General features: G+C 69.0%; 21 protein-coding genes. 10 read left to right on the top strand and 11 right to left on the bottom strand.

What is annotated here, in order from left to right; genetic code table 11:
* Positions 1 to 44 precede the first annotated feature (44 nt).
* Positions 45 to 1,127 (bottom strand): sugar phosphate nucleotidyltransferase, encoded by a 1,083-nt coding sequence (locus tag ACFV6H_RS05670; protein ID WP_385538888.1) that lies wholly within the window; start codon positions 1,125 to 1,127, stop codon positions 45 to 47.
* Positions 1,128 to 1,272: 145 nt separating this feature from the next.
* A complete protein-coding gene (locus tag ACFV6H_RS05665; protein ID WP_385538886.1) occupies positions 1,273 to 2,673 on the bottom strand; it encodes a peptidoglycan recognition protein in 1,401 nt (466 codons plus the stop codon).
* Between the two features lie 126 nt (positions 2,674 to 2,799).
* Here ACFV6H_RS05665 and ACFV6H_RS05660 point away from each other — a divergent pair, with 126 nt between their 5' ends.
* The 4 genes from ACFV6H_RS05660 (at position 2,800) to ACFV6H_RS05645 (ending at position 9,098) form a co-directional block, all read left to right on the top strand.
* Positions 2,800 to 3,558 carry a TIGR03089 family protein gene (locus tag ACFV6H_RS05660; protein ID WP_385538884.1) on the top strand — a complete coding sequence of 253 codons (759 nt, stop codon included), beginning with the start codon at positions 2,800 to 2,802 and terminating at the stop codon, positions 3,556 to 3,558.
* A 243-nt stretch (positions 3,559 to 3,801) separates the two neighbouring features.
* Positions 3,802 to 5,115 carry an LCP family protein gene (locus tag ACFV6H_RS05655; protein WP_385538882.1) on the top strand — a complete coding sequence of 438 codons (1,314 nt, stop codon included), beginning with the start codon at positions 3,802 to 3,804 and terminating at the stop codon, positions 5,113 to 5,115.
* A gap of 220 nt (positions 5,116 to 5,335) precedes the next feature.
* Complete coding sequence (locus ACFV6H_RS05650) at positions 5,336 to 7,165, top strand: LCP family protein (RefSeq protein ID WP_385538880.1); 1,830 nt, start codon at positions 5,336 to 5,338, stop codon at positions 7,163 to 7,165.
* 106 nt (positions 7,166 to 7,271) lie between these two features.
* On the top strand, positions 7,272 to 9,098 hold the full coding sequence (locus ACFV6H_RS05645; protein ID WP_385538878.1) for an LCP family protein: 1,827 nt from the start codon (positions 7,272 to 7,274) through the stop codon (positions 9,096 to 9,098).
* A gap of 91 nt (positions 9,099 to 9,189) precedes the next feature.
* On the opposite strand, the gene ACFV6H_RS05640 is transcribed toward ACFV6H_RS05645, so the two are convergent.
* Entirely contained in the window at positions 9,190 to 10,227 is a 1,038-nt protein-coding gene (locus tag ACFV6H_RS05640; RefSeq protein ID WP_385538876.1) for a glycosyltransferase family 2 protein, read from the bottom strand.
* Positions 10,228 to 10,599: 372 nt separating this feature from the next.
* Here ACFV6H_RS05640 and ACFV6H_RS05635 point away from each other — a divergent pair, with 372 nt between their 5' ends.
* The gene (locus ACFV6H_RS05635) at positions 10,600 to 12,024 is read left to right on the top strand and encodes an LCP family protein (protein WP_385538874.1); all 1,425 of its coding nucleotides are present in this window, start codon (positions 10,600 to 10,602) and stop codon (positions 12,022 to 12,024) included.
* A 170-nt stretch (positions 12,025 to 12,194) separates the two neighbouring features.
* Here the strand turns inward: ACFV6H_RS05635 and ACFV6H_RS05630 are convergent, their stop codons facing one another.
* Entirely contained in the window at positions 12,195 to 12,743 is a 549-nt protein-coding gene (locus ACFV6H_RS05630; RefSeq protein ID WP_384785537.1) for an acyl-CoA thioesterase, read from the bottom strand.
* 178 nt (positions 12,744 to 12,921) lie between these two features.
* Here ACFV6H_RS05630 and ACFV6H_RS05625 point away from each other — a divergent pair, with 178 nt between their 5' ends.
* Positions 12,922 to 14,184: an LCP family protein gene (locus tag ACFV6H_RS05625; protein WP_385538871.1), complete on the top strand. Its 1,263-nt coding sequence runs from the start codon at positions 12,922 to 12,924 to the stop codon at positions 14,182 to 14,184.
* 286 nt (positions 14,185 to 14,470) lie between these two features.
* Here the strand turns inward: ACFV6H_RS05625 and ACFV6H_RS05620 are convergent, their stop codons facing one another.
* On the bottom strand, positions 14,471 to 15,643 hold the full coding sequence (locus ACFV6H_RS05620; protein WP_385538869.1) for an acyl-CoA dehydrogenase: 1,173 nt from the start codon (positions 15,641 to 15,643) through the stop codon (positions 14,471 to 14,473).
* Positions 15,644 to 15,826: 183 nt separating this feature from the next.
* Between ACFV6H_RS05620 and ACFV6H_RS05615 the strand changes: the two genes are divergently transcribed.
* Positions 15,827 to 17,173 carry a UDP-glucose dehydrogenase family protein gene (locus tag ACFV6H_RS05615; RefSeq protein WP_385538867.1) on the top strand — a complete coding sequence of 449 codons (1,347 nt, stop codon included), beginning with the start codon at positions 15,827 to 15,829 and terminating at the stop codon, positions 17,171 to 17,173.
* A 399-nt stretch (positions 17,174 to 17,572) separates the two neighbouring features.
* Here ACFV6H_RS05615 and ACFV6H_RS05610 read toward each other — a convergent pair whose 3' ends face one another.
* Complete coding sequence (locus ACFV6H_RS05610; RefSeq protein ID WP_385538865.1) at positions 17,573 to 18,091, bottom strand: CGNR zinc finger domain-containing protein; 519 nt, start codon at positions 18,089 to 18,091, stop codon at positions 17,573 to 17,575.
* A gap of 101 nt (positions 18,092 to 18,192) precedes the next feature.
* On the opposite strand from ACFV6H_RS05610, the gene ACFV6H_RS05605 reads away from it, so the two are divergent.
* Positions 18,193 to 18,555, top strand: coding sequence for a VOC family protein (locus ACFV6H_RS05605; protein ID WP_384785523.1), 363 nt, complete (start codon positions 18,193 to 18,195; stop codon positions 18,553 to 18,555).
* A gap of 67 nt (positions 18,556 to 18,622) precedes the next feature.
* Here the strand turns inward: ACFV6H_RS05605 and ACFV6H_RS05600 are convergent, their stop codons facing one another.
* The 3 genes from ACFV6H_RS05600 to ACFV6H_RS05590 all read right to left on the bottom strand — a co-directional run bounded on the left by ACFV6H_RS05600 (position 18,623) and on the right by ACFV6H_RS05590 (position 21,590).
* Positions 18,623 to 19,798 carry a dipeptidase gene (locus ACFV6H_RS05600; RefSeq protein ID WP_385538993.1) on the bottom strand — a complete coding sequence of 392 codons (1,176 nt, stop codon included), beginning with the start codon at positions 19,796 to 19,798 and terminating at the stop codon, positions 18,623 to 18,625.
* A 107-nt stretch (positions 19,799 to 19,905) separates the two neighbouring features.
* On the bottom strand, positions 19,906 to 20,442 hold the full coding sequence (gene purE / locus ACFV6H_RS05595; RefSeq protein WP_384977526.1) for a 5-(carboxyamino)imidazole ribonucleotide mutase: 537 nt from the start codon (positions 20,440 to 20,442) through the stop codon (positions 19,906 to 19,908).
* A complete protein-coding gene (locus tag ACFV6H_RS05590; RefSeq protein ID WP_385538862.1) occupies positions 20,439 to 21,590 on the bottom strand; it encodes a 5-(carboxyamino)imidazole ribonucleotide synthase in 1,152 nt (383 codons plus the stop codon). The genes purE and ACFV6H_RS05590 overlap by 4 nt, the downstream gene beginning before the upstream one ends.
* A gap of 211 nt (positions 21,591 to 21,801) precedes the next feature.
* Between ACFV6H_RS05590 and ACFV6H_RS05585 the strand changes: the two genes are divergently transcribed.
* Positions 21,802 to 22,320: a GtrA family protein gene (locus ACFV6H_RS05585; RefSeq protein WP_385538991.1), complete on the top strand. Its 519-nt coding sequence runs from the start codon at positions 21,802 to 21,804 to the stop codon at positions 22,318 to 22,320.
* Here ACFV6H_RS05585 and ACFV6H_RS05580 read toward each other — a convergent pair.
* Positions 22,299 to 23,576: an ATP-binding protein gene (locus ACFV6H_RS05580; RefSeq protein ID WP_385538860.1), complete on the bottom strand. Its 1,278-nt coding sequence runs from the start codon at positions 23,574 to 23,576 to the stop codon at positions 22,299 to 22,301. The genes ACFV6H_RS05585 and ACFV6H_RS05580 overlap by 22 nt on opposite strands.
* Before the next feature lie 114 nt (positions 23,577 to 23,690).
* Positions 23,691 to 24,368 carry a response regulator transcription factor gene (locus ACFV6H_RS05575; RefSeq protein WP_093592038.1) on the bottom strand — a complete coding sequence of 226 codons (678 nt, stop codon included), beginning with the start codon at positions 24,366 to 24,368 and terminating at the stop codon, positions 23,691 to 23,693.
* Positions 24,369 to 24,604: 236 nt separating this feature from the next.
* Between ACFV6H_RS05575 and ACFV6H_RS05570 the strand changes: the two genes are divergently transcribed.
* On the top strand, positions 24,605 to 26,128 hold the full coding sequence (locus ACFV6H_RS05570) for a peptide MFS transporter (RefSeq protein ID WP_385538857.1): 1,524 nt from the start codon (positions 24,605 to 24,607) through the stop codon (positions 26,126 to 26,128).
* The last annotated feature ends 74 nt before the right edge of the window (positions 26,129 to 26,202 follow it).

Below are 26,202 nucleotides of genomic sequence, written 5' to 3'. Positions count from 1 at the left end.
CCGTATCCCTCCTGGACCAGGAACAAGCCGGTCTCCGCGTGGGACTACTGGTCCGACGAGAATCTCACCGTCGCCGGCGGGAGCGTCGTGTCGCACCAGACGCGGACACCGTCCCGTAGCTCGTTGTCGGCTCCGACCACCGCGCCGTCACCGATCACCGCGCCCGAGAGGACCGAGCGCGCGCCCACGCGGGCGTTCGCGCCGATGAGGGAGTGGGTGATCAGAGCGCCCGGTTCGACGACCGCGTCGGGCAGGACCGCGGTGGCGGCGAGACGGGCGCCCGCGCCGATCACCGCGCCGGCGCCGATCACCGTACCCGCGGTGAGTTTGGCGTCGGGAGCCACGGAGGCCGTCGGGAGGATCAGCCGTTCACCGCAGCGGCCGGGAAGCGCCGGGGACGGAACGCGGCCCAGCACCAGATCGGCGGAGCCGCGGACGAAGGCCTGAGGAGTGCCCAGGTCCAGCCAGTACGTACGGTCGGCCATGCCCTGGAGATGCGCGCCGGCGGCCAGCAGATCAGGGAATGTCTCCCGCTCCACCGAGACCGGGCGCCCTTCCGGTATGGAGTCGATCACCGAGCGCCGGAACACATACGCGCCCGCGTTGATCTGATCCGTGACGATCTCCTCCGGCGTCTGCGGCTTCTCCAGGAACGCCGTCACCCGCCCGTTCTCGTCCGTCGGCACCAGACCGTAGGCTCTCGGATCCTCGACACGGGTGAGATGGAGCGAGATGTCGGCGCCCGTCCGCGCGTGGAGGCCGACCAGCGCGCGGATGTCCAGGCCGGTCAGGATGTCGCCGTTGAAGATCAGTACGGGCTCGTCGGGCCCGGAGCGCAGCCGGGAGGCGACGTTCCTGATGGCTCCGCCCGTACCGAGCGGCTCGCGCTCGGTCACATACTCCAGCTCCAGACCGAACGCCGAGCCGTCACCGAAGTACGGCTCGAAGACCTCGGCCAGATACGACGTCGCCAGAACTATGTGCTCGACGCCCGCCGCCCGCGCGCGGGCCAGTTGGTGCGCCAGGAACGGGACGCCCGCCGCGGGCACCATCGGCTTGGGTGTGCGCACCGTGAGCGGCCGGAGCCGGGTGCCCTTGCCGCCGACCAGGAGGATCGCTTCTGTCACCGTGTCGTCTCCGCTTCCCGCTCGGGCCGGCGTTTCCGTATGCCGTGTGTACGTCATGCCGTACGTACGTCGTGACGTCGTGATGTACGCCGTGCACGTTCATGGATACCTGTGTCCGCACCCGGAACCGACCAGTGTTCGTCGTTCAACGGCCCTGGTAGCTCGCCGCCGTGGTCCGTGTGGTGCCGAGCTTTCCGTAGAGCCTGCTTCCTGGGCAGTCGGTGTTGAATCCGTCCCGGTGCCCTGAGATGGCACGGAGGCCGACCTTGGTTCCCTTCTTGTACTTGCCGCTTCCACTGGAGATCAGCGTGACCTTTCCGCGCGGATCGACGCGATGCAGACCGAGCTTCCACGCGGTGAGCCTGGCGACGGCGGTCGTGGCGGCTGCCGACGGATTCGTACCGCCGTACGTTCCGAGCACCGCGATGCCCATCGTGTTCGCGTTGAAACCGAGCGTATGGGCGCCCTTGACGGGCTTCGCCACGCCTCCCGCGCGCCCTTCGTAGATGTTTCCGCATTTGTCGACGGCGAAGTTGTAGCCGATGTCACGCCATCCGCTGCTCTTGACGTGGTAGCGGTAGATACCGCGCAGGACGGAGGCCGACTGCCGGCAGTCGTAGTTGTTTCCCGTGGCGCTGTGATGGACGAAGGCCGCCGTGAGCCTCTTGCTGTAGCCGAACCGCCTCTCGCGCAGCGACTCGTCCGCTCCCCAGCCCCGGCGGGTGACGATGCGCGGGCGCGGTCCGATGTACGGCTTCGCGGACCGGGCTCGCTCCGGACCGGTGCGACCGGCTCCTGCGCGGCCCGTGCGGCCCGCGCCGGCGAGGCCCGCTTCGGTCTCCGCCTTGGACAGGGCGGGAATCTCGGTGGCGCCGGGCCCGGCGAGATCCGCCGGATCCTTCCCCGGGTCGACCAGTTCCAGGCGCAGCCCGTGCGGCAGCAGTTCGCGGGCCGCTCCCCCCGTACCCGCTCCCTCCATGCCCGGTCCCTCCATGCCCGGTCCCTCGCCGCCGTGTTCCTCCGTACCCGGGCCGTGTTCCTCCGTACCCGGCTCCTCCGCCGCCCGTACGTGGATCTCCACACCGTCCGAGTCGCCGACCCAGAGCGGTGCGGTGGAGCCGCGCACGGTGGCCGCGTCGCGTTCCGTCGTACCGGGATCGGCGCCGTGTTCCTGGTTGTGTGTCTCCAGGTCCTGCCAGCCGGACCAGCCGTGTGTCGCCCTGGCGCGGGTACGGACCTGGACCGTGCCGTGGAGTTCGGCGTCGGCGTCGTCCCAGACGACACCGAGCAGTGAGAAGGGCCGGACCGCGCGGCGGACCAGCCCTTGTGCCGCATCCTGTTCCGGAGCGGCACCCGACGCGCGGTCCGAGGCGAGGGCGGTCAGCGGGAGCGACTGGGTGGACGACCGGGTGGAGCCGGGTGCCGCTTCGGCGTCCCGTGGAGCGGTGATCCGTGGCGCGGCGAGCGCGCTTGTCGGCTGTGACAGTGGAAGGACCAGCGCGGCGGTGCACACCGCTCCGATCGAAGACGCAAGGTAGGCACGCATGTGCCGATCCTGGGCGCGGCCCGCCGGACCCGCCCGCCGGAAAACTGACGGTGTGCCGGTCCAACCGGTGGACGCCTTCACCGGTACGGCGGTGGCCGCCCGGCCCCGCCGCGTACTCTTTCCCGAGTGAACGCCAGCCATCGCACCGCCGCCGACCTGCTGCGATCCGCTCTCGCCACGGATCCCGCCCGCCCTTTGGTCACCTTCTACGACGACGCCACCGGTGAACGTGTCGAATTGTCCGTGGCCACCTTCGCCAATTGGGTGTCCAAGACCGCGAACCTGCTCCAGGGCGATCTCGGCGCGGCGCCCGGCGACCGGCTCGCGCTGCTGCTGCCCGCGCACTGGCAGAGCGCGGTGTGGTTGCTCGCCTGTTCCTCGGTCGGTGTGACCGTCGACATCGGCGGCGATCCGGCCGCGGCCGATCTCGTCGTCAGCGGTCCCGATCCCGAGACGCTCGACGCGGCGCGCGCGTGCGGCGGCGAGCGGGTGGCGCTGGCACTGCGCCCGCTGGGCGGCCGGTTTCCGCGGCCTCCGGAGGGCTTCATCGACTACGCGGTGGAGGTGCCCGGCCAGGGCGACCGCTTCGCGCCGTACGCACCGGTGGACCCGGACGCGCCCGCGCTCGCCGTCGACGGTACGGAGCTGACCTCGGCCCAACTCGTCGCGCGGGCGCGGAAGGACGCCGACGAGCGCGGACTCACCGCGGGATCCCGGCTGCTGTCGGGCCTCTCGTACGACAGTTGGGAAGGGCTGTCCGCCGGACTGTTCGCGCCGCTCGCGGCGGGCGGATCCGCCGTCCTGTGCCGACATCTCGGCCAACTGCCGGCCGACGGGCTCGAAAAGCGCGTCGAGAGCGAGCGTGTGACGCATCGCGCACTGTGAGCGCACTTGAGCACACGCTGAGCCACCACAACCGCGGCTCGGTCGCCCGCGCACCGCGTCGTCATCACCACTGAACGTTCCTGTAACACACACCGTCACCAGGCCGTTCAGGATCAGCGATACCTGCGATTCACAGCAATTCACAGCAACGCACAGCACAACCAAGCGCGGTGTTCGCCCGTCTACCCCAGCAACCGGCGGCGGCCCAGTGCGCCGCCGACGGCTTGAAGGATGGACGCAGACGTGACCGACAGTGCTGGCAGCACGCCGGCCGAACCGGCCGACCCCGACAACGGAGTCAGCGACGACAACGATGCCGAAGCCACCGCATCGGATCTCAACCGCAGGCGCAACTGGCTGCGTTGGACCGCGCTCGGCACTTCCGTCGTGGTGCTCTCCGTCGCCGGTGCGGGCTGGTGGTTCTACAAGAAGCTCGACGGCAACATCACCACCGACACCACCGCCGCCGCCGAGCTGCGTACGTACGAGAAGGAGCGTCCCACCCCGATCGTGCTCGACGCGAAGAACATCCTGCTCATCGGCTCCGACAGCCGCTCGGGCGAGGGCAATGACAAGTACGGGCGCGACGACAGCGGTTCACAGCGTTCCGACACCACGATCCTGCTGCATCTCGCCGCGGACCGGCAGAGCGCGACCGCCGTCTCCATACCCCGCGACCTGATGGTCGACATCCCGAGCTGCCGCAAGCCGGACGGCACCCGCACCACGGACCAGTTCGCGCAGTTCAACTGGGCGTTCCAGTTCGGTGGCACCGCGTGCACGATCCGTACGATCGAGAAGCTCACCGGTATCCGCGTCGATCACCACATGGTGGTCGACTTCAGCGGTTTCAAGGACATAGTGGACGCGGTCGACGGTGTCGAGGTCTGCCTCAAGGAACCGGTCGACGACATACAGGCACAGCTCGAACTGCCCGCCGGGACCCAGACACTCGACGGCGAGCAGGCCCTCGGTTTCGTACGCGCACGTCATGGCATCGGTGACGGCAGCGACACCCAGCGTATGGAACGGCAGCAGCGGTTCCTCGGCGCCCTGTTCAAGAAGGTGCAGAGCAATGGAGTGCTGCTGAATCCGACGCGGCTCTATCCGGTGCTGGACGCGGCGACGAAGTCCATCACCACCGATCCGGGCCTGGCCTCGCTGACCGATCTTTACGATCTGGCGCGCTCGATGCAGAGCGTACCGGTGGAAAAGGTGCAGTTCATGACCGTTCCCCGGCAGCCGTACAGCGCGGACCGGAACCGCGACGAACTCGTCCAGCCCGACGCGGAGAATCTCTTCGAGCGGCTGCGCGAGGACGGACCTGTCTCCGTCAAAACGCCGGACGGCGCCGACGCCGGTCGCACCGACGGACCGGCTGACGGACCGAGCACCACCGCCGACGCCAGTCCCACCGCCGGTTCGACATCCACTGCCGGTCCGGCTCCCACCACCAGCTCGACTCCCACCGCGGGACCGACCGCGACCGCCGGTTCGACACCGAACCCTGGGCCCACTTTCGAGGGCTCAAACGCCGCGGCGGGCCTGTGTGAGTAAAGCAATAATCAAACAAAGTCCTTCAGTCCATGAAGATTGGGCAGATTGCCCGCTTGTAAGAGTCGTGGAATTTGTCACTGGCGTCGTTCGACGCTGAACTGGGCGGATAGTGTGACGCGATCCGGTGCATCGGACCGCGAGGCCCTGCACCGCTGGATCGAAAGACCGAGCGCCTTGGGGGAGGCGCCTCGCGTGGCACCGACGGAGGATTCAAGCAACCGTGGATGCGCATAGCCGTGGACAGGCGGACGAGATCGACCCCGCCGACCAGTGGGTCCTCAACCCGCAGACCGGCAACTACGAACTGCGACTGGACCACTCCACAGGGCAGCCGCCCTCCTCCCGGCCGCGAGGCGCCGGCAGACGTGGCGCTCCGCAACAGGGCGGCCGGAGAACGGCCGCGCCCCGGGACGGTGCCGCGCGCACGCCTTCCGAAGGCCGGTCGACGGCGCCGCGTGACAAGGCGACGGGCACACGCGCCGAGGCGTCGGGGACGCGCGCCGAGAGGCCGCGTGCCGATGTGCCCGGGCAGCGCAGCCGTCGCGCGGGCAAGGGCCCGGCGGCCGACACGGCGCCCGCCGCGGCCGGCCGTCGCAAGCGCAAGGCGAAGAAGTCGGGCAAGAAGAAGGCGCTGGTGTGGACGGGCGGTGCGCTGGCGTTCGTGCTCGTCGCCGGTTCCGTCGGCGCGTACGCCTACTACCAGCACCTCAACAGCAACATCGACAAGATCGATGTCGGGAACGCGGGCAGCGGCGGGTTCAAGAAGGACCAGGCCATCAACATACTGTTGATCGGTACGGACAAACGGACCGGCTCGGGCAACGAGGGCTACGGAGACGCGGGCAGCGTCGGTCATGCCGACACCAACCTCCTGTTCCACGTCTCCAAGGACCGTACGAACGCGACGGTGCTCTCCATCCCGCGTGACCTGATCACGGACATCCCCGACTGCGAGACGAAGACGGCGGAGGGCACCAAGGTCATCCCCGGCGCCTCGCAGGCGCATTTCAACACCAGCCTCGGCCAGAACGGCCGGGACCCGGGCTGCACGATGCGTACGGTCACGGAACTCACCGGGCTGACCGTCGACCACTTCATGATGGCCGACTTCAACGCGGTCAAGACACTGTCCACGGCGGTCGGCGGTGTGGAGGTGTGCGTGGCCAAGGACGTCGACGACCCGAAGTCGCATCTCAAGCTGAGCAAGGGCACGCACACCATCGAGGGCGAGCAGGCCCTCGCCTTCGTCCGTACGCGCCACGCGTTCGGCACCGGGAGCGACCTCACCCGGATCGAGACGCAGCAGCAGTTCCTCAGCTCGATGATCCGGAAGATGAAGTCCGGCGACACTCTGACGAACCCCAAGAAACTGTTCGCTCTGGCGGAGGCCGCGACCAAGGCGCTCACCGTCGACACGGGCATCGGCGACATCCAGAAGCTGAGCGACCTCGCCACGGAGCTGGCGAAGGTCGACGCCAAGAACATCACCTTCACCACACTGCCGGTGCTCGACAACCCGGCGGAGGTCGTCAAGGCCACGGTCGTCGTCAACGAGGCCAAGGCCAAGCCGCTGTTCGCGATGATGCAGAGCGACACCTCGCTCACCGAGGTGAAGAAGAAGGAGCAGGCGGCCAAGAGCAAGCAGGAGGAGCTGCTCAAGGGCCCCAAGGCGGCGCCGGAGGATGTGCGCGTCGATGTGTACAACGGCGGCGGTCCGCAGGGCTCCGCGCAGGAGACCCTGGCCTGGCTCCAGAACGAAGAGGGTGTACCGAGGTCCACCAACAAGGGCAACTCCCCGGGAGCGGATCTGCCCAGGACGACCCTGGAGTACGCGCCGAACCAGGCCGACCAGGCGCGTGCCCTCGCGGACATGATGGGCCTGCCCGCGGCGGCCCTGAAGCCGGGCACGGAGGACGCCGAAGGACTGCAAGCGATGACGCTGACGCTCGGGGCGGACTTCAAGGGCGCGGGCGTGCCCATCACCGGACCGGCAAAGGCGCCGGAGGGTGTGCAGAAGGTGGAAGCCGACAAGCAGGTCTGCGCCAAGTGACGCCGGAACTCCGGCTCATACGGACGATCTGACGAGGGGGGTCTGGGTGCGTCAGAGCAGTGTGAGACGGGAAGGGGCGGACGAACACATACCGCACCCTCGCGAGTTGGGCTGGGACGACAGCCTGTACGAGGACTCCACCGACGGCACAGGCGTCACGGGTACGGAGAGCGACGCGGCGGGTCCGCAGGGCCCGCGCGACGGCGACACTGCTGACGGCACCGGCACCGGCACCGGTCCCGGCACCCAGGAGACTCACCGCGGCGACGGAGCGGCCCCGAACGGAACGGTCGCGGGCGACAACGCCCTGGCCGCCGAGGCCCAGACCACCGAGAGCCGGTCCACCGCGACCCAGCACAAGGCCGACCGGACCGGCCGTGGCAAAGGTGGCGCACGCGGCACCGCCACCACCTCACGCCGCCGCGCGAAACGCGGCGCCTGGCGCATACTCCGCTGGGTCGCCGCCGGGCTCGCGCTCCTGCTGCTCGGCACGGCCGGCGCCGGTTATCTCTACTACCGGCATCTGAACGACAACATCCGCAGCGGCGACCGCAGCGGCGGCTCCAGCGGTCTCGCCAAGCCCGACGCGAACGCCGCGGGCCAGACTCCGCTGAACATCCTGGTGATCGGCTCCGACAGCCGCGCCAAGGCGGAGAACGTCAAACTCGGCGGCAGCAAGGACACCGCGGGCAACCCGCCGCTCGCGGATGTGCAGATGCTGCTCCATGTCTCCGCCGACCGCAAGAACGCCTCGGTCGTGAGCATCCCGCGTGATACGCGCGTCGACATCCCCGAATGCAAGGACACCGAGACCGGCAAGGTCTTCCCGGCGACCAACGCGATCATCAACGAGACACTGGCGCGCGGCGGTGCCGGCTGCACCCTGAGCACCTGGGAGAAGCTGACCGGCGTCTATATCGACCACTGGATGACGATCGACTTCTCCGGTGTGGTGAGCATGGCCGACGCGATAGGCGGCGTCGAGGTCTGTGTCGAGAACAACGTCTGGGACCGCCCGCTGCCCGGTGTTCCCGGCGGCTCCGGGCTCAAGCTGACAGCGGGCTCGCACCATATCCAGGGCAAGCAGGCCCTCCAGTGGCTGCGCACCCGCCACGCCTTCGAGAGCGACCTCGGCCGGGCCAGGGCCCAGCACATGTATATGAACTCGATGATCCGCGAGCTGAAGTCGCAGAACGTCTTCACCGACACCATGCGGCTGACCGGTCTGGCGGAGTCCGCCACCAAGTCGCTGGAGGTCTCCGAGGAGATCGGTACGGTCAAGAAGCTGTACGGCCTGGCCATGCAGCTCAAGAGCGTGCCGACCAACCGCATCACCATGACGACCATGCCGTCGGTCGAGGATCCGCAGAACCGGAACCATCTCGTACCCAAGGAGCCCGATGCCGACCAGGTCTGGACGATGCTCCGTGAGGACGTGGCCTTCGACACCAACGGCGGCAAGGCCGACGCCGGCAAGAGCAAGAAGCCGGCCGAGCCGGTCTCCAAGGATCCGGCCGCGGCGCCCGCCGAGACCGGTGTGATCGTACGCAACGGCACCGGCAGCGAGCAGCGGAGCGCGGTGCCGAACCGCGCCCGTGACATCGCCCAGCAGCTCAACGGCAAGGGCTACACACTGGCCCAGGCGGATTCCACGCCGAGCCCGCAGGAGAAGACCACGGTCAACTTCCCCAGCGCGGATCTGGAGGGCGACGCGCAGGCGGTGGCCAAGTCCCTGGGAATTCCGCTGACTTCGGTACAGAAGTCGACCGATGTGTCCGGCGTCACGCTCGTCGTGGGCGCGGACTGGCGCAGCGGCTCGTCGTATCCGAAGGAGTCCAAGCCGGAGGCGGGCGGGATACCGGACTCGGCGGACGCGATCAACGGCTCGAAGAAGGACGCGTGCATGCCGGTGTACGCGCCGTACCGCTTCTGACCGTCTGCATCTACGTGACGAAAAGCGCCGCCCGGTGGGATCCACCGGGCGGCGCTTCGTATCTTCCGTTCTTACGGCCTCACGGTTACGGCTACGCCTCGACCGTCGGCCGTACCGCCGGGCGGCGGCTCGCGATGACCTTCTTGGCCAGCGAACGCGGGCTGGTCAGAAAGCCGTATCCCCACGACATGTGCATGGTGGCCAGCGCCACCGGGATCTGGAGCCTGGCCTTCAGCGGCAGGCCCTTGCCCGCGGGCACCGAGCCCGCGGCGATCGCCGCGAGATAGCCGGCCGGGACGATCAGGCCCCACGGCGTGAGCACCGCGCCAACAATAATGCCCGCTGCGATGGCGCAGACGGCCGTCGGCGGCGCGAGATAGCGCAGATTGATCGAGCCCGAGTGGTAGCGGGCGACGACATGGCGCCAGCGCCCGTAGTCCTTGTACTGCTTGGCGAGCGCCCTGGCCGAGGGCCGGGGACGGTACTGCACGCGCAGCTCGGGTGAGAACCAGATCCCGCCGCCGGCCTCGCGGATACGGAAGTTCAGCTCCCAGTCCTGGGCCCGGATGAACTCCTCGTTGTAGCCGCCCTGCTGCTCCAGCGCCTCGCGCCGGAAGACACCCAGATACACGGTTTCGGCGGGCCCGGCCTCGCCTCCGGTGTGGAACGCCGCGTTGCCGACGCCTATTTTCGAGGTCATGGCGGCGGCGACCGCGTTCTCCCAGTCGTTCTCGCCCTCGGCGTGCATGATCCCGCCGACGTTCTGCGCGCCGGTCTCCGCCAGCAGCCGGACGGCGGTCGCGATGTAGTCCGGCGAGAGCATGCCGTGGCCGTCGACGCGTACGACGACGGGATGCCTGGACGCCTTGATCGCGGCGTTCAGGGCGGCGGGAGTGCGGCCGGTCGGATTGGGGACGGTCCGGACAGTGGCCCGTGGATGGGACGCGGTCTCCCGGACCAGCTCCGCGGCGATCTCGTCCGTACGGTCCGTGGAGGGCCCGAGCGCGATCACCACCTCCATCTCGCCCTCGTACTCCTGCTCCAGGATGTGCCGGACGGAGTTCCGCAGATGGCGTTCCTCGTCGAGCACCGGCATGATCACGGAGACCGCGGGCGGCAAGGCAGGCATGGAGTCTTCTGGGTCCTTCGGGAGACGTCGGTACGGCGGTGCATACAGCGATGCATACGGCGGCTGATACGGCGGCCACGTTACCGCGAACGGGCGACAGCGACGCGCGCCACCCGTGCGGTGCGCGTACGGTGCCCGGCTGCGCTGATCGTATGGACGTACTACCGCACCCACACCGGACCAGCGCCCACACCAGCACCCGCGCTCCCCCGCCACCCGCTCCCCGCTCCTCGACCACCGCGGAGGTGTCCCCCGTTGACCACGCCACCCCGCTCCCCGCGTCGCCCGTACCGCCCCGTACCGCCCGTCCGTCGCCAGCCCGTGCCGCGCCCACCGGCCCCGGAGAGCCGACGGGAGCGATCCCGCTGGGGAATGCGGGTGACGACGACCGTCTCCGTACTGGTACTGAGCGCCGGCGGGATCGGCCATGCGGTGGTGAGCAGCCTGGACACCGAGATCGACCGGGTGGACGCGTTCAAGGACATGAAGAACCGGCCGGACCCGGGGCACGGTCTGAACCTCCTGCTCGTCGGCACCGACGGCCGCGACAAGATCACGGAGGACGAGCGGCAGAAGTACCGGCTCGGCGGAGCGCCGTGCCACTGCACCGACACGATCATGCTGGTGCATCTCTCGGCGAACGGCGAGCGCGCGAGCGTGGTGAGCCTGCCGCGCGACAGCTATACGGAGCTGCCCGAGCACATCGACACCACCACCGGCAAACAGCACCAGCCGCATGTGGTGAAGCTCAACGCGGCGTACACGGAGGGCGGGCCTAATCTGACGGTCCGGACCCTGGAGCATATGACCGGTGTGAAGATCAGCCACTATCTGGAGGTCGACTTCACCAGCTTCATGAAGACGGTGGACGCCCTGGGCGGTGTGGAGATCTGCACGCCCAGGGCGCTGAAGGACTCGTACACGGGACTCGATCTGACGCCCGGCACACACAAGCTGAACGGCGGGCAGGCGTTGCAGTACGTACGGTCCCGGCATATCGACGGCGCGGCCGACCTCGGCAGGATGCGGCGCCAGCAGCGCTTCCTGGCCGCGCTGATCGACCGGGCCACCAGCAGCGGTGTGCTGCTGAATCCGGTGAAGTTCCGTGATGTCAGCTCGGCAATGCTCACCTCGGTCCGGGCCGACGCGGAATTCGGTACGGAGCAGATGCTCGCCCTGAACGAGGCGATGCACGGTTTCTCGGCCGCGTCGTCGGAGTTCACCTCGGTGCCACTGGCGGAAGCCGGGGCCGGCGTCGCGGTCAAAGGTGTCGGCTCGACGGTGAAATGGGATCCGGTGAAGTCGAAGCGGCTCTTCCGGGCACTGCGCGAGGACCGCCCGCTGACCACGCTGAACGAGCCGAAGCCGACAGGCCGGCCGCCGGAGCGCAAGCCCGAAGACGGCCGGCCCGAAGGCGAGCAAGACGCCGCGCCGGTCGAAGTGGAGCCGAAACGGGTCAAGGTGCAGGTCTACAACGGGACACGCAAGGACGGACTGGCCAGACGGGCCGACAAAGCGCTGCGCGCCGCCGGCTTCGACACGACCCGTGTGCCGCTCAACGCGCGGGAACACGATCAGCGGCGGACGGTCGTGCTGTACGACCCGCGCTGGGACCGCTCGGCGAGATCCCTGGCCGCCGCGCTGCCCGGCAGCGAACTGCGCGCGGTGCGGCAGCAGGGCGCGACGCTCAAGGTGACGCTGGGGACGGACTTCCGGACGGTGACGCCGGTACGTGTCGAGGCCCCGCCGAAGGACCGGTTCGAGACGGTGACCGGCGACCAGGCCGTATGCCGCTGAGAGGACCTAGTGCCCCTCCCGACAACGTTTGCCCCGTCGCGACGCCCAGCACGCGCGCTCGCCGCGTTGGCCAAAACCCCAGGTAGCTCCGCTACAAGGGCTTCCGGCCGCCTTGCGATCACACGCACCGGACGCCGCTCCTCGACGGGCAAACATTGCCGGTCGCGGCACTAGTCGTCAAAGCCTTCCGCCGCGCGCTTCTCCCGTAGCTCCTTGATCGCCTGGCGCCGGGCCAGCCGGTGTGTACGCCGGATCTGGGCCTCCTGGTAGCGCCGCTTGTCGCGCTCCGTCTCCGGGATCACCGGCGGTACGGGACGGGGCCTGCCGTCCGCGTCGACGGCCGCGAAGACCAGATACGCGCTGCCGACCTGGGTCGCCGGAGTGGACTCGTTCCAGCGCTCGGCCAGCACCCGTACCCCGACCTCCATCGAGGACCGGCCCGTCCAGTTGACCTGGGCTTTCACATGCACGAGATCTCCGACCCGCACCGGCTCCAGAAAGACCATCTCGTCCATGGAGGCGGTGACCGCGGGCCCGCCGGAGTGCCGTCCCGCGACCGCGCCCGCCGCGTCGTCGACCAGCTTCATGATCACGCCGCCGTGCACCGTACCGAGCAGATTGGTGTCACTGCCGGTCATGATGTGGCTGAGCGTGGTCCGGGAGGCGGAGGTGGGCTTGCCCGGTATCGGGGACTCCGGACGGTCGGCCTGATCTGTCATGGCCCCCACCTTATGCGCAGGTCCGGCAGGTTCCGGCCGGGTCCGGGCGCGGTACGCACGGCATCGGCCCGTACGTATGACATCGGGCGGTACGCATTGCATCAGCTTGGCAACAGGCCCGACCCGATTTTCCACAGCCCCTGTCAGCGACGCGCCGGCGCCCTGCACACTGGTCCGCATGAATGATTGGCCCGATGGATGGACCGGCGACCGCGACAACCGCGGCGACCGCTACGGGCGCGGGAGCGCGGGCGCACAGCCTGAGGGCGCGCGCGCGATGCCGCATGTGCAGCCTCGTGGCGTCCCCCGGCAGTCGCAGGGGTACGACCAGGGCTATGAGCCGGGATACGACAGCGGCTACAACACGGGCCAGGTCTACGGCTCGCCTCCCGGTAACGGCGGCGGTCACAACGGCGGCGGCCCGCCGCCTCCGCCGAGCGGCCCTCCCGCGCCCCGGTACGCGCCCGACTGGCGCCGCCGTATCAAGATCGGCGCGCTGACGCTGGTCGTCGTGGTCCTCGGCGTCTCCATCGGTACATACTTCTGGGCCGACTCCAAGCTCCAGCGCGAGGTCGATCTCTCCAAGGTCATCGAGCGCCCGGAGGCGGGCGACGGTACGAACTATCTGATCGTCGGCTCGGACAGCCGCGAGGGCATGTCCGCCGAGGAGAAGAAGAAGCTCCACACGGGCTCGGCCGACGGCAAGCGCACCGACTCGATGATGATCCTGCACGACGGATCGAACGGGCCGACGCTGATCTCGCTGCCGCGTGACTCCAATGTGACGATTCCCTCGTTCCGCGGCTCGGAGTCCGGCAAGCTGTTCCCGAACACGGGCCGGCAGACCAAGCTCAACGCGGCCTACGCGGAGGACGGCCCCGAGCTGCTCGTCCGTACGGTCGAGTTCAACACCGGGCTGCACATCGACCACTACGTCGAGATCGGCTTCGCGGGCTTCGCCAATATCGTGGACGCGATCGGCGGGGTGGAGATCGACATCCCGAAGGCGTTCAAGGACAAGAAGTCCGGCGCCGACTTCCAGGCGGGCAAGCAGACGCTGAACGGCGAGCAGTCGCTGGCCTTCGTACGGACGCGGTACGCCTTCGCCAACAGCGACCTGGACCGTACGAAGAACCAGCAGAAGTTCCTCGCGGCGCTCGCCTCGCAGACGGCCACGCCCGGCACGATCCTCAACCCGTTCAAGCTCTATCCGACGATGGGCGCGGGCCTGGACACGCTGATCGTGGACAAGGACATGTCCCTGTGGTCGCTGGGCCAGATGTTCTTCGCGATGAAGGGCGTGACGGGCGGCGACGGCAAGTCGATGAACATGCCGATCTCGGGCAGTGTGGGCGGCAATCTCGTCTGGGACAAGGCCAAGGTCAAGGAGCTGGTGAACCAGCTCAACAACGACGAGAAGGTCACGGTCTCCGGCAACTGATGTCCGTACGTACGACTGGGGCCGGGGCCGCGCCGGCCCTCGTCGGCCCGGTACGGAGAAACCCCGGCCGGGTGCTGGGGACACGGACCGGCCGGGGCGGCGGAGCGGACCGGGAACCTGCGCGGCCATCGGCCTCGTCTCATCGGTTCCCGTTCCCCCGGCAACGCTAGAGCCGTCGGGGGAACGGACGCCAGGGCGGGTGCCAACGTGTGTCATTTCGGCCCGCCGTATCGAGGCTTCTCCTGCCCGGCTTCTCCTGCCTGATCGAGGCGGAGCCGAAGGCTCCCTACGGCAGGTTGCGGGCCATGACTATGCGCTGAATCTGGTTCGTACCCTCGTAGATCTGGGTGATCTTCGCGTCGCGCATCATGCGTTCCACCGGGTAGTCGCGGGTGTATCCGTAGCCGCCGAGGAGTTGGACGGCGTCCGTGGTGATCTCCATGGCGGCGTCGGAGGCGAAGCACTTGGCCGCCGCGCCGAAGAAGGTCAGGTCCTCCTTGGTGGAGCCGGCGGTGACGCGTTCCGACCGGGCGGCGGCGGAGTAGGTGAGCTGGCGCGCGGCTTCCAGCTTCATCGCCATGTCGGCGAGCATGAACTGCACGCCCTGGAAGTCGGCGATCGGCTTGCCGAACTGCTTGCGCTCCTGGACATAGCCCTTGGCGTAGTCGAGCGCGCCCTGCGCGATGCCGAGAGCCTGGGCGGCGATCGTGATGCGGGTGTGGTCGAGCGTCTTCATGGCGGTGGCGAAGCCGGTGCCCTCGGCGCCGATCAGCCGGTCCGCCGGGATACGGACGTTGTCGAGATAGACCTCGCGCGTCGGCGAGCCCTTGATGCCGAGCTTCTTCTCCGGCGCGCCGAAGGAGACGCCCTCGTCCGTCTTCTCCACCACGAACGCGCTGATGCCCTTGGTGCGCTTCTCCGGATCGGTGACGGCCATCACCGTGTAGTAGTCGGAGACACCGGCGTTGGTGATCCAGCGCTTCACACCGTTGAGGACGTAGTGGTCGCCGTCCCGTACGGCCTTGGTCTTCATCCCGCCGGCGTCGGAGCCCGCGTCCGGCTCGGAGAGGCAGTACGAGAACATCGCGTCGCCCTTGGCCAGCGGGCCCAGATACTTCTTCTTCAGGTCCTCGCCGCCGGCGAGTATGACGGGCAGCGAGCCGAGCTTGTTGACGGCCGGGATCAGGGACGACGAGGCGCAGGCCCGCGCCACCTCCTCGATCACGATCACGGTGGCGAGCGCGTCCGCGCCGGCGCCGCCGTACTCCTCCGGCACATGGACGGCATGCAGATCCGAGGCGACCAGCGCGTCCAGCGCCTCCTGCGGGAAGCGGGCCTCCTCGTCGACCGCGGCGGCGAAGGGCGCGATCTTCGCCTCGGCGAGCGCGCGCACGGTATCGCGGAGCATGTCGTGCTCTTCGGACGGGCGGTACAGGTCGAAATCAGCCGATCCGGCCACGGTCTTTCACTCCCCAGGGATGCTAACTACCGTTAAGTAACCCAATTTTAGGGGCGGAGCTCCCACAGGTACAGGTGAGTTTGCCGACAAGCCCTCGGCCTGGGGACAAGCGCCCTGCGGAGCTGTCACTACGCGCGGCTATGCTCAGGCCCGCACCCCGCCCCGCGTCCCCTGGAGCACTCCATGGCCCTCAAGATCACAGTGATCGGCACCGGTTATCTCGGTGCCACGCACGCCGCGGCCATGGCGGAGCTGGGCTTCGAGGTCCTCGGGCTCGATGTGGTCCCCGAGAAGATCGAGATGCTCTCGGCGGGCCGCGTACCGATGTACGAACCGGGCCTCGAAGAGCTGCTGCGCAAGCATGTCGCGGGCATCGAGGGCTCGACCGGCCGGCTGCGCTTCACCATGGACTGGGCGGAGATCGCGGAGTTCGGCGATGTGCACTTCATCTGTGTGAACACCCCGCAGAAGCACGGCGAGTACGCGTGCGACATGTCGTACGTCGACTCCGCGGTCGACAGTCTCGCCAGGCATCTCGCCAGGCCCGCGCTGGTCGTCGGCAAGTCCACGGTGCCCGTCGGCAGCGCGGAACGGCTGGCGGCCCGTATCGCCGAACTGGCGCCCGCGGGCGGCCAGGTGGAGCTGGCCTGGAACCCGGAGTTCCTGCGCGAGGGCTTCGCCGTGCAGGACACCCTGCACCCGGACCGCATCGTGGTCGGCGTCCACAGCGAGCACGCCGAGCGTGTGCTGCGCGAGGTGTACGCGACGCCGGTCGGGGAGGGCTCGCCGTTCGTGGTGACGGACTTCCCGACCGCCGAGCTGGTGAAGACCTCCGCGAACTCCTTCCTGGCCACGAAGATCTCGTTCATCAACGCGATGGCGGAGGTCTGCGAGGCGGCCGGCGGCGATGTCGCGAAGCTCGCGGAGGCGCTCGGACACGACGAGCGGATCGGCAAGAAGTTCCTGCGCGCGGGAATCGGCTTCGGCGGCGGCTGTCTGCCGAAGGACATCCGCGCGTTCATGGCACGCGCGGGCGAACTGGGCGCGGACCAGGCCCTGACCTTTCTGCGCGAGGTCGACTCGATCAATATGCGGCGCCGCCGCGACATGGTGGAACTGGCGCGGGAGGCCGTGGGCGGCGACTCGTCCTTCCTCGGGAAGCGCGTCGCCGTACTGGGCGCGACCTTCAAGCCGGACTCCGACGATGTACGGGACTCCCCCGCGCTCAATGTCGCCGGGCAGATCCATCTCCAGGGCGGGCAGGTGACGGTGTACGACCCCAAGGGAATGGAGAACGCGAAGCGTGTCTTCCCGACGCTGGGGTACGCGGACTCCGCGGTGGAGGCGGTGCGCGGCGCGGATGTCGTACTGCATCTGACGGAGTGGCGCGAGTTCCGCGAGCTGGACCCGGCGGTCCTGGGCGCGGCGGTGGCGCGCCGCCTGATCCTGGACGGCCGCAACGCCCTGGACCCGGCCGCCTGGCGCGCGGCGGCCTGGACATACCGCGCCATGGGCCGACCGCGAGCCTGATCCCGGCCCCGGCCCCGGCCGACAGTTCCGTCCTCAATCGCCGGACGGGCTTGATTTTGCCCCGCCGTCTGGGCACCCGGTACCGGGGTTGGCCGTTCCGTCCTCAAACGCCGGACGGGCTGGATATGCGGGCCCGGACCGAGCCGCAGCCGGACTCCGGGCGGGAGGGGGTCGGGGTCGGAGGAGGTGCGTGTCCGGACACTAAAGCGTGATTTGTGCCGCACACCGGCCCGCACCCAACAACACAACCCGCACGCGGCGTACGGGGGTCCGGGGGTGTCCCCCGGGAAAACACAGCATGCCGTCCAGACATGTACCTCCGGAGGACCCGACACCCGCACCACCCACCGCACCGGCCCCCCGCCGGGAGGCGCACCGCACCGCCGGGACGGCGGGACCTCAGATCGCCGGCCCCCTCCGAGCCCGGTACGTTCGCATTTTTGCTCGGGCTCCGCATACCGACATCGAGCACCACCGCCCACGCCCCGCCGGGCTCCGGTCGTAGTACACCCACTGGCAGTCCTCGGCCTCGCACGCCTTCAGGCGGAGCCAGGTGCCCTCCGTGACCGCCGTCGCTATCGCCTCCGCGACGCGGGACGTCAGCGCGTCGGGGGCCGCGGCCGGGCGGAGGGCGGCGGCGCCGTCGGTGTCGACGGCGACCCGGAGCGGCGCGGCGGCCAGCAGACGGTCCAGGTCGGCCGTCGAGCGGCCCCGCGGGCGGTGGCCCGCGTGGGCGAGGCAGACCGTACGCAGGGCCTCGCGGAGTTCGCGGGCCGCGACCGCGTCGCGTTCGGTGAGGCCGAAGGCCGCGCGGCCGTCCGGTGTGTCGAGGGAGTCGGCGCCCGTTTCGATGTCCAGCGTGTTCACCAGGGCCTCGATCAGGGCGAGCCCTCCCGGTGCGGGCGGCTTGTCATTCATGGTTGCGACGTTACCTCCTGTGCGGGAGCATGCAGTCACCACAACCGTTACCGGTTGCATCGCCCTAGCGGTAACACGCAGCAACGCAGAAGGAGAACGCCATGGCCATCGCCACGCTCGGCACCGTCGTCCTGGACTGCCCCGATCCCGTCGCACTCGCCGGTTTCTACGCGCAGGTGCTGGGCGGTGAGATCGAGGACGACGGTGACGGTTGGGTGGAGCTGACCGGCGCGACCGGGACGCCGCTCGCGTTCCAGATCGCGCCCGGCTTCGTACCTCCGGCCTGGCCCGCGCCGGAGGGCTCGCAGCAGTTCCATCTGGATCTGACCGTCGAGGATCTGGACGCGGCGGAGAAGGGCGTACTGGCGCTCGGCGCGACCGCGCTGGACGCGGCGGACTCCACGCGCTCGTGGCGCGTCTACGCCGATCCCGCAGGGCACCCGTTCTGCCTCTGCGCCTGCTGAAGCCGGCTCGGAGCGCGCCCCGCGTGAACGGGCTCCGGTGCGCGCCGAGCCGGCCGCAGGGACCCGCTCAGGCCTCCCGTTCGCCGTCCAGGTCCTCCAGCGTCGCCCGCGACGGGCCCCGTACCGCCTGGGCGGCGCGCGCCACGTCCTCCGCCGCGCGCAGTGCGCGGACCGAGTTCTGCCAGGTCAGCTTGGCGAGGTCCGCCGTCGACCACTTGCGGGAGAGGAGTTCCGCGATCAGATTCGGATAGCCGGAGACATCGTCCAGGCCCTGCGGAGTGAAGGCCGTACCGTCGAAGTCGCCGCCGATCCCGATGTGGTCGACACCGGCGGTCTCGCGCATATGGTCGAGATGGTCCGCGACCGTGGCCGCCGTGGCGACCGGACGCGGATGCTCCGCCTCGAAGGCCTCATGGATCTTCATGGCGCCGGGCGTGGTGTCGAGCGGATGCAGACCGTGCGCCCGCATGTTCTCGTCCGCCGCCGAGGTCCAGGCCACCGCCGCGGGAAGGATGAACTTCGGTACGAACGTGGCCATCGCGACGCCGCCGTTCGCCGACAGCAGTTCCAGCACATCGTCCGGGACATTGCGCGGATGGTCGCAGATCGCCCGCGCCGACGAGTGCGAGAAGATCACCGGCGCCTCGCTCACCGCCAGCGCGTCCCGCATGGTCGTGGCGGCCACATGCGAGAGGTCGACCAGCATGCCGGTCCGGTTCATCTCGCGGACCACCTCACGGCCGAAGGCGGAGAGCCCGCCCACGCCCGGGACATCGGTCGCCGAATCCGCCCACGCGTTGTTGTCGTTATGGGTGAGCGTCATATAGCGGACACCCAGAGTATGGAGGGCGCGCAAGGTCGCGAGGGAGTTGTTGATGGAGTGGCCGCCCTCGGCACCCATGAGCGAGGCGATCCTGCCGTCGCGGCGCGCACTCTCCATGTCGTCCGCCGTCAGCGCGCGGACCAGATCGCGCGGATGGCGGGCGAGCAACTGGCCGACCACATCGATCTGTTCGAGCGTCGCGCTGACCGCGTCGTCACCGGCCATGTCGGACCGTACGTACACGGACCAGAACTGTCCGCCGACACCGCCGCGCCGCAGTCGGGGAATATCCGTGTGCAGCCGCGCCGACGTGTCGTCGGCGATATCGAGCCGGTCCAGGTCGTAGCGGACCTGCTCCCGCAGCGCCCAGGGCAGATCGTTGTGGCCGTCCACCACAGGGAATTCGGAGAGCAGTCCGATCGCCTGGGCAAGGAACTCGCCGGCGGCGGGAGAGCCTGCGGTCTCAGGCGACTTCGCGGCGGCACGCGATTCGGTCGCGTCCGGAGAGCCCGGCACGCTCACGGCGCTCACCGTCCGAACCCGAAGTGCTCCGCGCCCTCGGCCTTCGCGCGCAGCCGCTTGCCCTTCTCCGTCGCCTGTTCGTTCAGCTCCTGCTGGAACTCCCGCATCCGCGTGCGCAGTTCCGGGTCGTACGCCGCGAGGATACGAGCGGCCAGCAGCCCCGCGTTACGGGCGCCGCCCACCGAGACCGTGGCGACCGGGACGCCGGCCGGCATCTGGACGATGGAGAGCAGCGAGTCCATGCCGTCCAGATACTTCAGCGGTACGGGCACGCCGATTACCGGCAGCGTGGTCACCGAGGCGAGCATGCCCGGCAGATGGGCCGCGCCGCCCGCGCCCGCGATGATCGCCTTCAGCCCGCGTCCGGCCGCCTCCTCGCCGTAGGCGATCATCTCGCGCGGCATCCGGTGGGCGGAGAGGACATCGACTTCGTACGGGATCTCGAACTCGTGGAGGGCCTTCGCGGCGGCCTCCATGACGGGCCAGTCGGAGTCCGAGCCCATGACGACGCCGACCAGTGGTCCGGCGAGAGAAGAGGTCATTCGGTGATCGTTCCTCGGAGATAGCCGGCGGCATGGCGGGCGCGCTCCAGCACGTCGTCCAAGTCGTCGCCGTAGGTGTTGACATGCCCCACCTTGCGGCCGGGCTTCACGTCCTTGCCATACATATGGATCTTCAACTGCGGGTCCCGGGCCATACAGTGCAGATAGGCGGCATACATATCGGGATAGTCGCCACCGAGGACATTGCACATGACCGTCCAGGGCGCGCGTGGACGCGGATCGCCGAGCGGCAGATCCAGCACGGCCCGTACATGGTTGGCGAACTGCGAGGTGATCGCGCCGTCCTGGGTCCAGTGCCCGGAGTTGTGCGGGCGCATCGCCAGTTCATTGACAAGGATGCCGGGCGTCCCGTCCGCGTCGCGGATCTCGAAGAGCTCCACCGCGAGATGGCCGACGACTCCCAGCTCGGCGGCGAGCCGCAGGGCGAGCCGCTGGGCCTCGCCCGCCAGTTCGTCGGGCAGACCGGGCGCCGGCGCGATGACCGTGTCACAGACTCCGTCGACCTGCCGCGACTCGACCACCGGATAGGCCACGGCCTGGCCGTGCGGCGAGCGCACGATATTCGCGGCCAGCTCCCGTACGAAGTCGACCTTCTCCTCGGCGAGCACCGGGACGCCGGCCCGGAACGGCTGCTCGGCGTCCTCCTCGGACCGTACGAGCCAGACGCCCTTGCCGTCGTAGCCGCCGCGCACCGTCTTCAGGACGACGGGAAAGCCGCCCACCTCGGCCGCGAAGGCCGTGACATCCGCCGGACCGGCCACGATGCGGTGGCGCGGGCAGGGAGCGCCCAGCTCGGTGAGACGGGCGCGCATCACACCCTTGTCCTGGGCATGCTCCAGCGCGTCCGGGCCCGGCCTGACAGGGATACCGTCCGCCTCCAGGGCACGGAGATGCTCGATCGGGACATGCTCGTGATCGAAAGTGATCACATCGCAACCGCGCGCGAAGTCACGCAGCGTGTCCAGATCGCGATAGTCGCCGATCACGACTTCGCTCACCACCTGGGCCGCCGAGTCCTGCGGGGTGTCACTGAGGAGCTTGAATCTGAGGCCGAGGGGGATACCCGCCTCGTGGGTCATACGGGCGAGCTGACCGCCGCCGACCATGCCGACTACCGGGAACGTCACGCTCCCAGGGTATCCGCCGCCCGCCGTGGCCCGACCGCGTGCGACCGCCGTCCTCCGGCGCGTCGCTCGCCCGCCGTCAGCCATCACGCACCGCCACATTCAGCTACCTGGAGTTGTGGTTTTCTGTCACATACGGTCGCCCAGGCGGCCGTGAGAGGCCCTGGTTAGCATGGTCGGAACTGACGTCGACCGGACGGGGCTGAACAGGCATATGAGCGAACGGGGCGCACTCCGCGTGCGACTGGACCGGCTCGTACGCGAGGTGGCCAAGTTCGGCGCGGTGGGCGGCGCGGGCCTGCTGGTCAATCTCCTGGTCTTCAATCTCGTACGGCACACCACTCCGCTGCCCGTGGTCCGCGCCAGCGTCCTGGCCAGCGTCGTGGCGATCGCCTTCAACTATGTGGGCTTCCGCTACTTCACCTATCGCGACCGCGACAAGAACCGCCGTACCAAGGAGCTTTCGCTCTTCCTGCTGTTCAGCGCGGTCGGCCTGGTGATCGAGAACGGTGTGCTCTACACCGCGACCTATGGCTTCGACTGGGACAGCCCGCTCCAGAGCAATGTGTTCAAGTTCCTGGGCATCGGCGTCGCCACGCTCTTCCGTTTCTGGTCGTACCGCACCTGGGTGTTCAGGACGCTGCCGGGCCCCGGCCCGAGCGGTCCCGCGGTCGCGTCGTCCGCGACGGACCGGGCTCTCGCGCGTGCGCGTCAGCGGACCGGACGGTCCTGATCATCTTTCTGCGGCTTGCGCGTACCGGCCTCACGGCTCAGAAAGAGCGCGAAGACCGGCGGCTGCTGCTGGAGCAGCTCCAGCCGGCCGCCGTCCGCCTCCGCCAGATCGCGCGCCACGGCCAGCCCGATCCCGGTGGAGTTGCGTCCGCTGATGCTCCGCTCGAAGATCCGCGCGCCGAGATCCGCCGGTACGCCCGGGCCCTCGTCGGTCACCTCGATCACACTCTGGTTGCCGGTGACCCGAGTACGCAGCGCGACCGTACCGCCACCGTGCATCAGTGAGTTCTCGATCAGCGCGGCGAGCACCTGGGCGACCGCGCCCGGAGTGCCGACGGCCCGCATGCCCTGCCGGCCCGAGCAGACGATGGCGCGTCCGGCGCTGCGGTAGGCCGGGCGCCACTCCTCGATCTGCTGCTTGACGACCTCGTCCAGGTCGAAGGCGACCGCCGAGCCGGTACGCGGATCGCGGGCATTGGTGAGCAGCCGCTCCACCACGTCCGTCAGCCGCTCCACCTGCGTCAGCGCGACCATCGCCTCCTCCTTCACGGTGTCCAGGTCATCGGTGGCGGAGATCTCCTCCAGCCGCATGGACAGCGCGGTCAGCGGCGTACGGAGCTGGTGCGAGGCGTCCGCGGCGAGCCGCCGCTCGGCGGTGAGCATCCGCGCGATGCGTTCGGCGCTGGAGTCGAGGACATCGGCGACCCGGTCCAGCTCGGGCACTCCGTACCGCTTGTGCCGTGGGCGCGGATCGCCCGAACCGAGGCGCTCCGCGGTCTCCGCGAGATCGGTGAGCGGCGAGGCCAGCTTGTTCGCCTGCCGTACGGCCAGCAGGACGGCGGCAATCACGGCGAGCAGGGCCACCGCGCCGATGATCAGCAGCGTTCTGCCGACCTCCCGGTTGATGGAGGAGCGGGCCTCCTCGACCGTGACGGTCTCGCCCTCCTCGCCGTCGGCGTGGCCGCGGATGACGCTGCCGGTGGGACGGGTGCCGATCTCGACGGGCGCCCGTCCTGGGATCTCGATCCTGGCGTACCGCGTCCGGTCGATCTGCTCGGAGAGGACCTTGGCCGAGATGTTGTCGCCGCCGAGAAGCCGGCTGTCGACAATGCTCACCAGGCGCACCGCCTCGGTTTCGACGCTCTCCTGGGCGCTGTTGCTGATCGTGCGCGTTTCCACGATGACGAGCGAGACACCGAACACGGCGATGACGACGAGCACCACGGCGAGCGTGGAATTGATCAGACGACGGCGCATGGTGCTGCCCTCCGGGCGAGGTGACGCGTTCGACGGCCCGAGGCGTCGGCTCTACCGCAGTTCTGCTTCAGCTCTGCTTCGGCGCTTGTCGAATCTCTTCTTCAGCTCTCTTCTTCAGCTCTTCTCGAAGCGGAAGCCGACGCCCCGCACCGTGGCGATGTAGCGCGGGTTCGCCGCGTCGTCGCCGAGCTTCTTGCGCAGCCAGGAGATATGCATATCGAGCGTCTTGGTGGAGGACCACCAGGTGGTGTCCCAGACCTCGCGCATCAGCTGGTCACGGGTGACGACCCGGCCCGCGTCCCGGACGAGGACCCGCAGCAGGTCGAACTCCTTGGCGGTGAGCTGGAGTTCCTCGTCCCCCATCCAGGCGCGGTGCGACTCGACGTCGATCCGTACGCCATGGGTGGCCGGTGCCGGTGCCGGATCGGCGGCGCCGCGCCGCAGCAGCGCCCGTACCCGGGCGAGCAGCTCGGCGAGCCGGAACGGCTTGGTCACATAGTCGTCGGCGCCGGCGTCCAGTCCGACGACGGTGTCCACCTCGTCGGCGCGGGCGGTCAGCACCAGGATCGGTACGGCGTGGCCCTCGGCGCGCAGTCTGCGGGCGACTTCGAGGCCGTCCATGCCGGGCAGGCCCAGATCGAGCACGACCAGATCCACACCGCCCTGGAGTCCGGCGTCCAGCGCGGTCGGACCGTCTTCGCGGACCTCGACCTCGTAACCCTCCCGGCGCAGGGCGCGGGCCAGCGGCTCCGAGATGGAAGCGTCGTCCTCGGCGAGCAGTACACGGGTCATGTGGTGATGGTAGACCGCACCGGGCGGCGCTCGGGCCGCCTGGTGGGCAGCGCTCGGGCCGCGCTCCGCGACGCCTACGGGTCCAGGGTTCGATCCGGTGATCCACCTTCGAATATAAGTGTGTTATTCCATCACCACCTAGGATTCATTATCCCAAGTCCCTTCATATACCACTCTGTCCTGCCGTATGGTGGCTGGACCCATCGCCGGTGCGGTGCCGGAAGGAACGACGACCCATGGCGTCCAGCCTGACGAAGGACTCGCCCAGCCTGCCGGCGGGCCCGGAGAAGACCTTCTTCGGCCACCCTCGCGGACTGGCCACTCTCTTCATGACCGAGATGTGGGAGCGCTTCAGCTTCTACGGCATGAAGGCCCTGCTGACCATCTATCTGCTCTCCGGCGGCCCCGACGCGTCGAAAGGGCTTCAGTCCGGCGGGCTCGGGATGGATCTGGCCACGACCACGGCCGTCTACTCCATCTATCTGTCGATGGTCTATCTGCTGGCGCTGCCGGGCGGCTGGCTGGGCGACCGCGTCTGGGGCCCGCGTAAGACCGTCACGATCGCGGCCTGCACGATCATGACGGGCCATCTCGTACTGGCCCTGCCCGGGTCGAAGACCTTCTTCGCCGGGCTGGCGCTGGTGGCGCTGGGCTCGGGGCTGCTGAAGGCGAACATCTCCACGATGGTCGGCCACCTCTACGAGGGCACCGACGACCCGCGTCGCGACGGCGGCTTCACCGTCTTCTACATGGGCATCAACATGGGCGCCTTCTTCGCGCCGCTGGTCATCGGCACCGTGGGCGAGAAGTACGACTGGCATCTCGGCTTCGCCCTCGCCGCCGTCGGCATGGGCATCGGTCTGCTCGTGTTCCTGCTCGGTACGAGGCATCTCAGCCCAAGCAGCAGCGTGGTCCCGACTCCGCTCTCCCGCGAGGAGCGCGCGACCTGGCTGCGCAAGGGCATGGTCTGGCTGCTGGTCGCCGCGGTGTTCTACGGCGTGGTCGGCCTCAGCGGTCACTTCAGCTTGAACTGGGCGATGGTCCCGCTGACGCTCGCCGGAGTCGTCATCCCGGCCGGAGTGCTGATCCGGATCAAGCGCGACAAGGAGCTGACCTCGGCCGAGCAGACCAGGATGTCCGGCTACATCTGGTTCTTCGTCGCCGCCGCCGTCTTCTGGATGATCTACGACCAGGGCGGCTCCACGGTCCAGGCGTTCGGTACGGCCAAGGCCGCCGACCAGCTCTTCGGGCTGACGTTCCCGACCTCCTGGTACCAGTCGCTCAATCCGGTGTTCATCATGGCGCTGGCGCCGGTCGCCGCGTGGTGCTGGCTCTGGCTGAACCGCAGAGGCCAGGAGCCCAGTACGGTCGCGAAGTTCGCCGCCGGGCTGTTCTTCGTCGGCGTCTCGTTCCTCTTCTTCCTGGTCCCGCTGGTGATGTCGGGCGACGGCACTCTGGTCAGCCCGATGTGGCTGGTGGGCATCTATCTGATCCAGACGGTCGGCGAGCTGTGTGTCTCGCCGGTGGGTCTGTCGGTGACGACGAAGATGGCGCCGGTGAAGTACGCGAGCCAGATGATGGGCGTCTGGTTCCTGGCGGTCACCGCGGGCGACTCGGTCACCGGGATGCTCTCCATCGCCGGAGTCGATCTGAGCCGCGCGGGAGTGGTGGGCCTGGAGGCGGTGCTCGCCGTCGCGGCGGGCGGCGCGGTCTTCATGTACCGCAGGAAGGTACGGGCGCTGATGGGCGGCATCCACTGAGGACGCGGCGGACCGGCGTATGTGTGTTGTTACCGTCGTATGCATGCCGGTTACGCACGTTTACATACGTTTAC

The organism is Streptomyces sp. NPDC059743, from assembly GCF_042732975.1.
Taxonomy (GTDB): Bacteria; Actinomycetota; Actinomycetes; order Streptomycetales; family Streptomycetaceae; genus Streptomyces.
This window is presented reverse-complemented; position numbering and strand designations above follow the sequence as displayed.

Bases quoted from the DNA above. Each gene is read 5' to 3' on its own strand.
- ACFV6H_RS05630 (WP_384785537.1), bottom strand. From the start codon at position 12,743: ATGACAGATCAGGCCGACCGTCCGGAGTCCCCGATACCGGGCAAGCCC.
- ACFV6H_RS05635 (WP_385538874.1), top strand. From the start codon at position 10,600: ATGCGGGTGACGACGACCGTCTCCGTACTGGTACTGAGCGCCGGCGGG.
- ACFV6H_RS05605 (WP_384785523.1), top strand. From the start codon at position 18,193: ATGGCCATCGCCACGCTCGGCACCGTCGTCCTGGACTGCCCCGATCCC.
- ACFV6H_RS05615 (WP_385538867.1), top strand. From the start codon at position 15,827: ATGGCCCTCAAGATCACAGTGATCGGCACCGGTTATCTCGGTGCCACG.
- ACFV6H_RS05625 (WP_385538871.1), top strand. From the start codon at position 12,922: ATGAATGATTGGCCCGATGGATGGACCGGCGACCGCGACAACCGCGGC.
- ACFV6H_RS05640 (WP_385538876.1), bottom strand. From the start codon at position 10,227: ATGCCTGCCTTGCCGCCCGCGGTCTCCGTGATCATGCCGGTGCTCGAC.
- ACFV6H_RS05570 (WP_385538857.1), top strand. From the start codon at position 24,605: ATGGCGTCCAGCCTGACGAAGGACTCGCCCAGCCTGCCGGCGGGCCCG.
- purE (WP_384977526.1), bottom strand. From the start codon at position 20,442: ATGACCTCTTCTCTCGCCGGACCACTGGTCGGCGTCGTCATGGGCTCG.
- ACFV6H_RS05610 (WP_385538865.1), bottom strand. From the start codon at position 18,091: ATGAATGACAAGCCGCCCGCACCGGGAGGGCTCGCCCTGATCGAGGCC.
- ACFV6H_RS05585 (WP_385538991.1), top strand. From the start codon at position 21,802: ATGAGCGAACGGGGCGCACTCCGCGTGCGACTGGACCGGCTCGTACGC.
- ACFV6H_RS05580 (WP_385538860.1), bottom strand. From the start codon at position 23,576: ATGCGCCGTCGTCTGATCAATTCCACGCTCGCCGTGGTGCTCGTCGTC.
- ACFV6H_RS05665 (WP_385538886.1), bottom strand. From the start codon at position 2,673: ATGCGTGCCTACCTTGCGTCTTCGATCGGAGCGGTGTGCACCGCCGCG.
- ACFV6H_RS05575 (WP_093592038.1), bottom strand. From the start codon at position 24,368: ATGACCCGTGTACTGCTCGCCGAGGACGACGCTTCCATCTCGGAGCCG.